10 protein-coding genes are annotated in these 12,438 nt (G+C 53.7%); all 10 read right to left on the minus strand.

What is annotated here, in order from left to right; genetic code table 11:
- Positions 1-270 precede the first annotated feature (270 nt).
- Positions 271-1,866 (minus strand): tetratricopeptide repeat protein, encoded by a 1,596-nt coding sequence (locus M3P27_00870; GenBank protein ID MDP9266861.1) that lies wholly within the window; start codon positions 1,864-1,866, stop codon positions 271-273.
- A gap of 493 nt (positions 1,867-2,359) precedes the next feature.
- On the minus strand, positions 2,360-3,541 hold the full coding sequence (locus M3P27_00875) for a polysaccharide pyruvyl transferase family protein (protein MDP9266862.1): 1,182 nt from the start codon (positions 3,539-3,541) through the stop codon (positions 2,360-2,362).
- The gene (locus tag M3P27_00880; GenBank protein ID MDP9266863.1) at positions 3,504-4,385 is read right to left on the minus strand and encodes a radical SAM protein; all 882 of its coding nucleotides are present in this window, start codon (positions 4,383-4,385) and stop codon (positions 3,504-3,506) included. Before M3P27_00880 ends, M3P27_00875 begins: the two co-directional genes overlap by 38 nt.
- An 81-nt stretch (positions 4,386-4,466) precedes the next feature.
- Positions 4,467-5,699, minus strand: coding sequence for a DUF6365 family protein (locus M3P27_00885; GenBank protein ID MDP9266864.1), 1,233 nt, complete (start codon positions 5,697-5,699; stop codon positions 4,467-4,469).
- Positions 5,696-6,514: a sugar phosphate nucleotidyltransferase gene (locus tag M3P27_00890; protein ID MDP9266865.1), complete on the minus strand. Its 819-nt coding sequence runs from the start codon at positions 6,512-6,514 to the stop codon at positions 5,696-5,698. The genes M3P27_00885 and M3P27_00890 overlap by 4 nt, the downstream gene beginning before the upstream one ends.
- Positions 6,515-6,525: 11 nt before the next feature.
- On the minus strand, positions 6,526-6,705 hold the full coding sequence (locus M3P27_00895) for a hypothetical protein (GenBank protein MDP9266866.1): 180 nt from the start codon (positions 6,703-6,705) through the stop codon (positions 6,526-6,528).
- Entirely contained in the window at positions 6,692-7,777 is a 1,086-nt protein-coding gene (locus tag M3P27_00900; protein ID MDP9266867.1) for a radical SAM protein, read from the minus strand. The genes M3P27_00895 and M3P27_00900 overlap by 14 nt, the downstream gene beginning before the upstream one ends.
- Before the next feature lie 1,852 nt (positions 7,778-9,629).
- Complete coding sequence (locus tag M3P27_00905) at positions 9,630-9,917, minus strand: hypothetical protein (GenBank protein MDP9266868.1); 288 nt, start codon at positions 9,915-9,917, stop codon at positions 9,630-9,632.
- Between the two features lie 69 nt (positions 9,918-9,986).
- Positions 9,987-10,814, minus strand: a complete 828-nt coding sequence (locus tag M3P27_00910; GenBank protein ID MDP9266869.1) for an SH3 domain-containing protein — start codon at positions 10,812-10,814, stop codon at positions 9,987-9,989.
- A 185-nt stretch (positions 10,815-10,999) separates the two neighbouring features.
- Positions 11,000-11,875, minus strand: coding sequence for a hypothetical protein (locus tag M3P27_00915; protein ID MDP9266870.1), 876 nt, complete (start codon positions 11,873-11,875; stop codon positions 11,000-11,002).
- Positions 11,876-12,438 lie beyond the last annotated feature (563 nt).

Consider the following 12,438-nt stretch of genomic DNA (forward strand, 5'->3'; position numbering starts at 1 on the left):
CCAAAACGCCGCAGCCGCAAGAGCTTTTGCTATTCAGACGGCGAAGCGACAACCCATCACATTCCAGAACGCTCGCGTATATCTGGGAATATTACCAAGTAAGGAGGTACGCCGGATGCCTAGCTCACGGAGAACCGCCCTACAAGAATTCTGGAAGTTACCTGGCTTCGTGTGGCGTCAGAGCCATCCGTTTCACTGACGGGCCAGGATTGGTTTAGACCTTCCCTCTGGTCGCAAGAGGACAAATGAGAGCTGCCGTGTCGAAATGCTCTAATTGCTAGCCGCTTGCGCTAGTGGCGGAAGATCGATTCCAACCAGCCGAGCCATTGCCGCCAATGCATCAGCGGTGGCCGGAGTCACTCTTTCACGCGCTACGACGTTCCACATTGGGCCGAAATCGAAAGACATTCGCAGTTGAATACTAGTCGCAGCAGCCTCCAGCACCGCGAATTGCTGCTTGAACGAGGCACAATCACCTTTCAGTAGCTGGGTTAGCAGCTGGAAGTAACTGCACCAGAACCTTCCAGGTGGCGCAGGAGCAATCACCAAGGCATCGCTAGCAGCGATGTGGGCAGCGCCGTATTCTCGTGCAAAAATGAGAGCTCTTGCTAAGTAAAGACGGTTGGTAACGTAACGGGGATTCTCTCTCACTGCGCACCGTGATTCTGCGACGGCGGCTCTGGAATCGCCAAGCTCCAAAAAAACGCAAGATCGGAGGTTTCGAAGCGCGGGACGAAAACTTCTACGGGTCAGTTCCACCCCTTCCGCAAGTTGCTTGGCGGCTTTACTAAGCAGCTCTCCGCGCCTAAGACCATCAGTTGATTCATGAGCTTGTTTCCGCAATAGTTCGGCGACTGTGATATAGATCTTACCATCACGCGGATTCAGCTCCTTGGCGTGACTAAAATCGCGAGCAGCCTCACGAATATCCCCCTCCGCGTTCCTGTACCATGCTGCCTCCGCTCTATCCAGATAATACTTGGCGTTTCGGGGCTCCCTCCTTACCGCAGCATCTGCAATCGAATGAGCCTCGCCGAAACGGCCTAGTTTCATCAATGCCTGCACTAGACCACGGACGTGTCTTTGGTGAGTGTCATTAACTGCGAGGGCCTCGCGATAGTGCCGTTCAGCATCTGAGAACAACCACTTGCTCATCGCGGAGTCCCCCAACAGCACGAACGCCTTCGCGCGCGCGGTACCCGTTGGGCCCAACGCAACCACGTGCTTCGCCTCTTCGATCGCCTCATCGGCACGCCCAAGCGCCAATAGTGTCTCTGCGATCTCTAGGTGCAATCGAACATCTGTCTTCCCGCCTGGGGACTGCGCTGCTTTCTCATAGGCCTTCAGCGCACGTTCGTCTTCATCCTCTTTCCTTAGGCAGAGTCCCAATAGCTGCAAGGCGCTTCCGTTGTCCGGATCTGCTGCAAGCAACGACTCTGCGGTAGTTCGGGCTTCCGACGTCCGTCCTTCGTAGTAGAGGGTAGACGCCTCTCTCAGCAGGTTATAACGGTGCTGCTCGTTGTCTGTGGCTGTTCGCACAGCGATCGTCACGTTGGGAGGGACGGAGGCTGATTGTGGCAGCGCTTTTGTCTCGAAGATTAACTCAAAGCACACGATACAACTCTCGCGGAACTCTGGATATTCGCCTTTGGCTACCGCGGCGCCCAGTGGATCATGAATGAGGCGATTTCGTTTTTGGCACAGTTGCTTCAGATTGCTGACGGTAGCGGAGTCCAGCTCAGGGTGGGCGTTCTTTACGTGCTGGACGAGATCGGGAAACTTCAGCGCTTCAAGTCTGTCTCTTGAGACTTCCTTGTCCAATAAGAGCCAGGAACGAATGGCTATTTCCAAAGCGTGCTGCAACATTATGAGTGCGTAACCCAGGTAAAAGTCGCCTGCAGCAGCGAGCAAATCTGCAGCTGCAAGGCAATCGAGGACGCGGTGTGTCCAGACCTTTCTCGTCCTTCCTGCCATACTGACCCCTTATTCTTAATTCGATCCTTATCGTCTATTTTGCTTTCGCTAGAATCGCCTCCAAATGGTGCTGACGATCATAGAGCCTCTGGAGCCTCTCGGATCTATGCTCTTCCTCAGTGGTCTGAAAGGACCTCAGCAGTCCGTTTTCCTTGATCAGACTTTGCTCCACACCTGTGGGGATTCACCGCTGTGGATTATCTCCATTGGGACGCAAATACGACCTCGGTAATCGAAAGAAACATGGGCAGAGCCTTAGGACTAGGTGCGGTGTTTGATCCCGTCACCTTTGTGTCTACCATCAGTCCGCGGCATCTCCATGATTCTAATAACCGAATCAAGGTCTTCAGGCTCCGGATTGCGACCACGTTGGAGACGATGACAGCTAACCTACGAGAATCTCCGCCAACTGATCAAAGTGTTCGTTTGCGGCACGATAAAGATCCGAATGGCTATCTGCTACCAGGCTTGCCCACTGTACACATCCTTCAATGTGATTCGAGAGACGATCCGTCTGTGCGGTCAAATGTTGCCAATCGATATACGAGGATGGGGACAGTGAAGCATCGGCGAATTCTTTCAGCTTACTCGTCTCACAGATCGGGTCGAAATTCATGTCAATTGCTATGGGGACACTGCCGGCGACAAGTGCCAGTATGCAATGATGCAGTCTGCCTGCAACGATACAGTCTTTGCTTCGCATCCACTCGATTGCCTCTTGGGCGTGAGAATTAGTAAAGATCCGCGGCTCCTCGGCTATTCGCCGAGCGACACTCGCAGCCAAGAGGTGGTCGTCGTACATGTTTTCAAACCCGGCTATTTCAACTGAACGGGTCTTTCGAACGTGAAAGATCGCTTGTGCCCAAGTGTTCGCATCTTCGCTCGAATCGATTTGACCAGAAGCAATGAATGGACGATAAAGTTCATCACTACAACATTGCTCGTGCAGTTTTGCAGTCTCGACCATTTCTTGGATGAATGATTTCGGAAATTCTGATCGCGCAACAATGACCCCAACACTGGAAAGGCCACGCCCTGACTCCCGCTTTTTGTCTGGTTTCTTGAGTAAAACGACGGGATCGGGGACTACCGTAACGTTCCCAGGAACGCCGCAATTTCGCAGATGTTCCAAGGTGCGCTTATTTCGGACCGTTCGCCAGTTTACCCTCTTCGCAGCATTACAAACGTACGCAGCGTACGTGGGGTACAGAGCTGCCTGGAATTCAGTATCGGAGCAGACTGCGTTCCAAATTATCGGACATGTATCCTTGAAGAGTGCAGGGCTAGCGCCCAAGAAGAATGTTTGCAGCCCTGGATGCCTAAAGGGCGGTCCGATAAGCACCGCTCCACCGCCGATCACAATCGCATCGGCGCTCCCTTCCTCCGACCATCTTCCGTCCCGATCGATCAGCAGTAATTCTGTCCTATTGGCGGGGTTCGGCCATGGGCTGTAGGTTCGAAAATTGGCTGAAGGGAGTCGCAGCGCGATTTGTGATCGTGTCACTTCATCGATCAACCGATCGCCGATGTTATTTAGTCCGCTCGAGTTCCACAGCGCAATCTGCATTCTTTTCAACGGACGCAAAAGGAGTAAATTCGGACCAGCCTCGAATCTGCACGTATTCGGGATACACGCCCCCGCAGGGCCTTCGGTGTGAACAATTGCTACATGGCAAGCCATATACTCGACATGTGTCGTTCATGAATTCATCGTAGTTGTCGATCTCGACTCCTCTCATCAACATCTTGATTTCTCTGCGTTCGCGCTCCAGATGAAACTCAACCTTCGCCTTCACCGTACACAGCGGGAAACCTTCTAACGTTACCTTTCGGCGACATGAGACTGCATAGTCAATTGCCGGGTAGAGGTGCTGGCGAATCAATTCAAATGGCGGAGCGAGCTGATTCACCGCGAAGACCGCACTTCCCACAGGGTGTAGGTTGGAATAGTTGAGGTGATCTACACCGAGGTCGCAGGCCAACCGCGTGATTGACCCCAGTTCCTCGACATTCGTTCTCGTTACTACGGTATTTGTTCGCACTCTTGCGCCAAACCTCTTTACATTTTGAATACCGGCAATAGTCTGGCTAAAGCCTCCGAGAGACCGGGTTTGGGAGTCGTGAGTGTCCGCAGTGGATCCATGCAGCGAAACAATAAACAAAGTGACTCGCAGTCCAACCAGTGAACTGGCAAACTCGGGACGTGCAAGTTTTATTCCGTTTGTTTGTAGGTGGATCTCGGGATATCCAAGCTCATTGATGAGTTCCAAGGTCTCGATGAATTGAGGATGTATAGTGGCCTCTCCACCATGTAGGTTGACGGACATGAAACCGGCACCTGCGTTATCCTTTAGAAATCGCTTCACTAGCTCAAAGTCGATTGTGTTCGCCGAGTACAAAGGGGAAGCCACAACGCAAAAGGTGCATCGACTGTTGCACAGATCGGTCAGGTGTATGCTTAGGCAGCGCAAGTTCTCCTCCCCTTCCACTCCTCAATGAACGATAGACGCCTGTCGTAGGACTTGTAGAGGCGTGGGCAACCCAGAAACCTCCGCAATGTATTTTTCTTGGGCCATGGTGGTGCGCTCCCGCGCACCCCGGTCGAATAAAAGCTCGCGACAAGCGGATCCAAAGCCGACCTCATCTAGCAGTTCAACTGTATTGACTGTTGTCTGGAATGGATTGCCATCGAGAATGGGTGCCAGGAACTTATAGAATCCAAGCGGCCAGAGGCGAAACGGATAGAGTGGCTGCGCATCCCGTAGCCAGGTTTCGGTATTCTCAGAAAGAGCGAATGGGAATGTCGATAGTTGAGAGCCGGCAGTAAACGAATTCTCGACCACCACTACAGGCAATCCAGAGACAATTGCCTTGATGACCGTGGTCCCTGAGACATTAGCGGAAAGCAAAAGATCCACGCTGCCAAGCAAGGGATCGAATTGAGCCGCTGGCAGATGACCGAGCCAGTGATAACGTGCCTCCATCTTCCTATCCACCGCAACTGGTCTCGGTCCCACGTGTATCAGGTGGACCTGGCTACCTAGTTGGGAAACATACTGCATAAGTAAATTTGGTACCGCTTCCGCAAGTCGATCTCCATGCTGATCATCATATGTGGTCTGCTGCCAACTTGCGGTGCAGAACAGGATGGCTAGATCAAGCCTTTTCAAGCCGAGGTTCTCACGAACATGTTGGCGAACGCGGTTAGTCGTTCGACTTGGCTGCGGAAGAAAGTGACATACACCTGAATCTGAAATGGCCGGGCTCACAATCGGCACCGGTACAAGACGGCAATTCACAGTCTGAATCCAATCAGCGACATCTCTTTCCTTGTCGAGAAAGAGGTCGATTGGGCGATTGGAAGTACTGAGGTTCCAAGTATCGATAGCTACGATCGGGATTCCATATGCCTGCAGGAACATGGGATCAACCCCGGCGCGTCGCAACACGCCGTCTGCGGTAAAGAAATCTGCCAGAATGATCGAACTCCATCGCCCTTCCTCGAGGTAGCTTGCGATTAGGAGTTCTAGTAGATGCTCGATGTTATCCGCTACTTCTTCAGCGACGAATGGCCTTCCGCATAGAAGTCTTCTGCCGGACGTGTGCACGATAAAGACCGGTTCCTCCCCATTCGCATACAAATCATCTGCAAGCCTTATACCGAAGGCGGTCTCACCCCACCCGCCCCGGCTCAGGGCAAGAATCAAGTGTCGCTTTCGCTTCATATCGTTATGAGTGAACCTGGACTTATATCGACGAACAAGGATGTCAGCGTATTCATCCGCCCGATGTCGAGATACCTTCCGTCAGGGAAATAGAGGGCCCTCACGTCTAAACCTGCCTTGACTGCTCGATTGAAGACCTCTCCCAGCGAGATTTCACAGCAACAGTCACCTGCTAGGGTGTCATTCAAGAATCGGGAGAATCGGGGACGCCATACTGCAATGCCCCATGTGTTCCGCAGGGTCCCGCTCACCGGTTTCTCGAGGACCTCCTCTACTGCGCCGTCCGCGGCGAAGCTAACAGGTCCAAGGTGTTGAGGTTCCGTTGTTGGAAAAACCCCAAGGGCCAGGTCCGCTTTAGTTTCGTCGATATAAGAACAGAGTGACTTAACAGCCGTAACTGGTTGAAACACACTGTCTGGAAGGCATAGGCACACGCTCTCATCAATGATCCAAGCAAACGAAGAATTAACGGCGTCTGCCAAACCTCTGGGCTCTTCTTGATTGATGTATGCGAGTTCCACTCCGAGAGCTTTTCCGCTTCCGAGACACCTCACAATCTCCAGTTTCCAATCAGCGACGATCACAAGAACGCGATGAATTCCCGCCCCCTGCATCGCAAGCAGGGAGTATTCCGCCGCGAGCATGGGGCGGGTCGAGGTATCAGAGTTGTTCGCCGACTCAGGAGTGAACAACACCGGCAGCAATTCTTTGGGGTACCTAAACGGCCGGAGACGCATGCCTAGACCCGCAGCAGGAACTATCCCAACGAACTGTCTTCGCATGTTGCCGTTGCTACCCATCCGGGTGAGCGCCATCGAAAGACACCTCAGTAATACCCCTTCGCGGCGCCTCCGCCAACCACATGAGGTGCACCGTGGGCAACAATGTCCGCCACAGTCGATTCCTTGATCTTCTTGATCTGGGCTTCGGACAAATTGAAGTGCACCTTGAATTGCTCGGGGTTCGTGACAAACTCATGCGCGAACTCCGGGTCATGCGCAGCCATTCGGATAGCATTCTTTACGCTTAGTGGCATTCGCTTCTCCTTTAGTTGAATTTGGTCCTTCACCTTCAATCGGTTCTTCCCCTAGGCTGATAACGAGACGCTGATTGATACTGTCTTGGACTGAAGCCTTGGAAACGTGATGTCCCAACGCTGCCCTCCCTTCACGATTGCGCAGAACCGAAAAGCACATGTCGCAGCCATTGGTGAATTCCTGGCGCCCCACCGCCGAGGCCAGGTCTGGATAGATTGAAAACAGTTGTGCTACCCCCTTGGGTCCATGCGTCCGAAGGAATTGGTAATCCCACCGTCGCTCTGACATTCTCATAAGTGCTTCGAACGAAGCCCCGCGCAGATTTCCCAAGTAGTAAGGCAAAGTCTGCATGTCTGCATGCGCAGCAGCTTTGCCAGCGTGGCACGAGAAAACGTCTCCGTTAGGATTGACAATCGGTGTGCCGAGGTAACAGCTACAGCCATATTCTGAGGGTGCTGTACCGATACCACGACTCTGGTTCTTAAGCACGATCGGAGAGAGGAACTGGGTTGGTATTACGCGGTCGAAATGAAACATCAGGCGCTCACCGTATGAGGCGAACTGCTGTTGGGTCTCCAAGCGTTCTTCCTCGTGCGTATAGGTAATACAGATACTGATGTCCTTGATCTCGCGTTTGAGCGCTGCATCAATGACATTGCAGACGAACGCAAGTGGGACGCGTCGCTGGTGGAAGCGGTCGGAACTCAAGTAGAGATGGGTCAGTCCTGAAAGCTTGTCCAACAGCGTCGCAGCCGCGTCGAATGAAGACCCCCAGAAGGAGCTCGTGAACACTCCGATTTCCACGCTCCAAGCTGCGGCCGTGGCGACAGCATCCCGAAGGACCTCGAACCTCTCGAACGGCTCTCCTCCCGTGAAAATAATCTTCGGGATCCCGTAGGCGCATGCATTAGCAACCCACTCGCGCAGCTCGTTCGCATCGACATCGCGATCCCGTGTTGATCCGATAAAACCGCAATGACTGCAGCCAACGTGGCACGCCTCTGTGACACTGAAAAGAATCGACGTGAATGTGGGTGGCATAACAGGGCAGCTACCCTACAGCAGACACCTTACCTACGATATGTCTGGGGACGAACTTTACAGGCGTGTAATCCTGACCCACCAGGTACAGACGAGGACAGCAAAGAAAAAGCGGCGCTCGAATGGCAATGGGGAAGCGCCTACCTTGCGCCCGACAACGAGGGTCGCGGCGGTTGATCGCTTGATCGAGCGAAACATGAAACGGACGAGCCGCTTAACAACCTGCTGCACGCGACATGGAGATTCGTCCGGGACCTACAATCAAGCTTTGCAAGCAAATTCGCGACGTGAAACTTTGCAGTTCGCGAAGTGATCCCAAGGGCTGCCCCAATCTGTTTGTTCGTGAGCCCCCTTAGGACCATTAGCAGTACCTGGTATTCACGACCAGTTAGTGATTCCGGAGGGGAAAGCTGGGTGCGTAAGAGCGTGTCCCGAACCTCCTGAAATGACTCCCTGACTGCACTAGGCATCCATTCATACCCCTGATTAACCGAGTGCACCGCAGAGACAAGCTGTTGGTCAAAGTCACTCGCGAGCGGCACGAGACCACGAAGTCCTCTTAGGAACAGTTCTAACATTTCTGATCGCGAGAACCGTGGATGCACCAGGGCAATGAGTCGCGCCTCACCGCAGCTAGATCGCATCGCGATGCGGCAACTCTCACGATCTTGCGTAGATGAGCCAGACAACTCGATTGCGAGCATTGCTGGACCGTCCAGAACCGTGTGGATTAGATCTCTCTGCGTTATCGAACGCACTTTCATTCCGCAACGATGCAAGGCCGCTGTAACGTGCAGTTCCACTAGCGGATGTGCGCCAACCAGCGTGAGCATCGTGAGGGTGGGACTCATTCTCGATGGTTTCGGTGGTGCCGGAACGACCGAATCGGCTTCCTCGCAGCGCCAGTCACAACCTCGCCTCCTCTTTGGTGTTGGGCCCAAGATCATGAATTACTCTCTCGAGGTGCGCCAACCAGCGTTTGACTGACAAGCATCACCTTGTTGTTAGCAACTGGAGTGAATTTTCGTGTGCTGATTAGCGTCACGGCTAGGAGCAAATAGAAAGTGAACCCTGCGGCTAGGCCCAACCCATAGGGACCCACCCAACCGGGAGTTCCGCCGAGTAGTCCTACGACCGCACCTCCTCCGACAGCCCCGATTGCGGAAGCCAAGAGTTCGATGCTGAACTCTTTGGTGTGTCGGACCGAGTAATAGAGCAGATATCCAAACACGAATCCGATCGAAAAAATGCCCCCAAAAACCATCTTCTCCATAAAACCCTCAATCCCCCGCAGACGACGTTATCGAGTTGGCTGATTCTCAACGTAGCGATTGTGTTGCGGCAACAGAAAGTTAATCTTGTCGTGATTCCAGAACAAACAAATCACTACGGCATCCTAAGTACCGAAGTCTGCTGGGGAATAAACCTTCTTCCCCCCTGCGATTCCCGTGACGAGCGACTCCGATAATCCCCGTTCTGTTCTGGATTTGGAACAGAGGCTGACTCGCGACCAACCTGTTGCTCGTGGACAACCCGGGTGCCGGTCGCGCGCAAAGCCGCGCCGCGGGCCTCGTCGATGAGTTGCTCCGTTTGACCCTTACGCTTTGCCACACTGCAGGAGACGGCCAGCAGCGATTCCCTAGTCTCCAAATAGTAGCGAGTGACGGGGATGAAGTTCTTTCCTGTGGTGGAGACCTTGCTCTTGCTCATGTGGGGTTTGCCAGGAAAGACGATGGAGAAGCCACAATTGGCATTCTCTACTCGCACTGGCTTGGTGTCCTGAGCGAACGAAGCCAGAGCCGCGGCTACATTCAGGCCCGGTGGTAACGGCTGCCCGAGCGTTGTAAGAATGCTACTGAACCGCACCCCTTGGGCCGGGAAACAGGTTTGATAATGCCCAGAGCACATCAGTGACTCTTGCCTCTGGTTCCATCCTGATCGTCAGATGTCGAATCTGGACCTCGCCTATTTCAGGGTCCTCTACCTCGGACGAGATCAAGACCACCTCGATGTTCTGGTGCTCACAAAGGTAGAGCACCTCCGGGACGCTCAGCGCTTCCCACACGCTGTGACCTGATCGGGTCAGCTCTTCCGCCAACTTGGTCGGAGCAGAGGTTGCGAGATACACAAGGTTAGCCATGAGTCCCTATTGCAATGCCCATGCCATGATTTGTGAATAGTCGTAACATGGAACCGCCTTCGGTAGGAATCATTTTGCCGTATCCAAGTCCACCCAGCTGTTGTCCTTCCAGACTTCGATTCGGGTGATCGGATGGATTTCCCAAAGGGTGGAGCGGAAACGCTTCAAATGATTCCGGTGATCCGGATCGAACATCAGCCAGCCACTGATGCGAACCGGGTTCTCAGTGTTGATCCAATTCGCGAGGGCCTTCTTGTTCCAATTAGGATGGGCCTTCAAGAATCGCGGCGTGAATTCGATGACGACTGAACCCTTCTCTGCATCGCCAGCTTCTTTGACAAGCGCCAGATGAGTATCAGTTTCGGTCGCCTGGTTCATGTGGCAGTTCGTACCTTCACCGCTGCCGTGAGCCTGCGGTTTGTAAGCCACCAGGTAACCCACAGCCCGCAATGGGATCCCTTCGTAGCGCGCTAGCTCAGCGCGGTGGTCCGGTGTCCAGTTCTTCCGCAGTGGCTTATCGACCGGATATTCAAGCGTGGCGATCGCATCCCAAGTAACGTCGTGATAACTCAGCGGAGTGTCCGCGCGATTCTTGAAAATGAAGGTCCCGGGATCGCTGTCGTCGCCGTTCCAGGGACAAGCCCTCGTCGTACCGTCGAAGGTAGTCTTTTTCGGCTCCGGCTTTAGCCAGGTCTCATCGATCCTGTTGGCAGGAGCCAGATTCCCCGGCGGGGGAGCCAATTCTGGTGGCTGCTCCTTGATGCTGATATTCCTGGCTGCTACCCAGCCTTCATCACCGTCCTCCGTCTGCACTTGGTAGAAGCCGTCTCTAGGCTGTGAGTCGAGGATCTGAAGCTCGTCACCAGGCCGAAGAAGTACCTTCTTCAGCTCGGCCATGGAGGGGCCGCTTCTGAGGTAGACCTTCCGTTTAACGTCAGCAGTAGGATTCTCGGCGAGACTCCCAAATGCGAAACAGAGAATCAACCAGAACAGGACAACGATGCGGCGGCCTCCACCTAGCATTCGACTCTCCTCATGGATATGAGCTCGGTCATGTGTGCGATAGCTCTCCACCCGACCTCCTAAAGAACGAAGTAATAACCAGGATCAAGTTTCTGGTGGTACACGATAATTTCGTGGATGTTGTAGGGGTGTGTCGGTTCGCCCGTAAGCTGATTCCGAATCACCTGAAACATATGCTCGAAACCCCCGGCATCATCGATGTCGATGTCCGCCAGCCATTCTGTAGGAGCATTACAGCTCGCAAAGAAGGTGATCTGCAGATTCCCATAGTGATCCGACGTCTTATAGCTGCCTGCCAGTTGGTACCCTGAAGGTGGGTGATGCATTTTTTGTGGCGCCTCGTGGAAGCGCCCTTTGAGCGCGGTGTTCTTTACTTCTTCTCGCAATTCGTGCGGGACACGCACGAAAAACCTGTCGCCCCGCAGTTCGCGGATCTCATGCAACATCGAGAGCACATTGGTATCGCCGGTCAACCGCGTCTGGGCCGCCTTGGTCACGAGGTTCAACAGCCCGGCTTTGCGGATGTTATCCAGGGCTTCGTAGAGTTCCTTGCCGTTTGTCGGGAAACCCAGCATTTGCTTGCTGTTTTCGAGAAGCGCTTGGACCGTGCTGGGGAGGCTCGAGTAGATTGGAAACTCGACCTCCCGAATCTTTCGGATGTCGATTGGGAACCGGATCTCCATCGGAGTATCGCCGCTTGCCTTGAGATTGGCGAAAACGCTGACTGGGACGTATGACGGCGGGTCAATTTCCAGTCGATACATACCCTGCGGCGCACCACGGAGGTCGGTGAGACCTAGCTGTTTCGACGCATCCACCCCACGGTAGATCTTCGTTTCGTTGAGCGTGAAATGGTCAGCACGGATGTCAACTTTCTCCTTGAGGCGCTTACCGTAGACGTCGAGGAGATCTAGCTTCAGCTTCGGTGGAGGCATTGGTACCTCACTTGAACTTGCAGGTCGAGCCTAGGCGACAACCCTGGTGGAATCAACGGCGGCTTCAGTTTTGTTCTGATTTCAGAACAAGATGTCGAGTCTGGATCTCAACTACTTCGGGATGCCCGAGATCGACGCCACTTCGATATTCTGGTGCTTATAAAACATAGCGCGAGTTTATTGACGAAGGTCGCAGTTCAGCGACTGCTCCGCGTCGCCCAGTTCCCGCCCGCGCGGAACTCCTCCATCTGCTTGTTCTGATTCCAGAACAAAGACGACGATTTCTACTCCTTTTGTCGGTTCGTGGGTCCCTCCTCTTGACCTCAGCCGTCGGGTTTTCAGCGAATGCTATGCCCGTGAAGCAAAGAACGAAGAACAACGTGAAGCTGCACAGTCTTCGAAGTGACATCACGCCTCCTTTTCGCCCTAAGGCTTCCATCGGGCGGTCCACAGCGACAAGCGCGGTCGTTATCCCACGCCGACGTGGGGATACGGGAATATGGCCGGCTTCGGTAGGGCTGGATCGACGTGCTTCCTCACAGCGGCATCACAGACTGCATACC

This window comes from Acidobacteriota bacterium, from assembly GCA_030774055.1.
Taxonomy (GTDB): domain Bacteria; phylum Acidobacteriota; class Terriglobia; order Terriglobales; family Acidobacteriaceae; genus JACPNR01.

Bases quoted from the DNA above. Each gene is read 5' to 3' on its own strand.
- M3P27_00870 (MDP9266861.1), bottom strand. From the start codon at position 1,866: ATGTTGCAGCACGCTTTGGAAATAGCCATTCGTTCCTGGCTCTTATTG.
- M3P27_00875 (MDP9266862.1), bottom strand. From the start codon at position 3,541: ATGCAGATTGCGCTGTGGAACTCGAGCGGACTAAATAACATCGGCGAT.
- M3P27_00885 (MDP9266864.1), bottom strand. From the start codon at position 5,699: ATGAAGCGAAAGCGACACTTGATTCTTGCCCTGAGCCGGGGCGGGTGG.
- M3P27_00890 (MDP9266865.1), bottom strand. From the start codon at position 6,514: ATGGCGCTCACCCGGATGGGTAGCAACGGCAACATGCGAAGACAGTTC.
- M3P27_00895 (MDP9266866.1), bottom strand. From the start codon at position 6,705: ATGGCTGCGCATGACCCGGAGTTCGCGCATGAGTTTGTCACGAACCCC.
- M3P27_00900 (MDP9266867.1), bottom strand. From the start codon at position 7,777: ATGCCACCCACATTCACGTCGATTCTTTTCAGTGTCACAGAGGCGTGC.
- M3P27_00905 (MDP9266868.1), bottom strand. From the start codon at position 9,917: ATGGCTAACCTTGTGTATCTCGCAACCTCTGCTCCGACCAAGTTGGCG.
- M3P27_00910 (MDP9266869.1), bottom strand. From the start codon at position 10,814: ATGGCCGAGCTGAAGAAGGTACTTCTTCGGCCTGGTGACGAGCTTCAG.
- M3P27_00915 (MDP9266870.1), bottom strand. From the start codon at position 11,875: ATGCCTCCACCGAAGCTGAAGCTAGATCTCCTCGACGTCTACGGTAAG.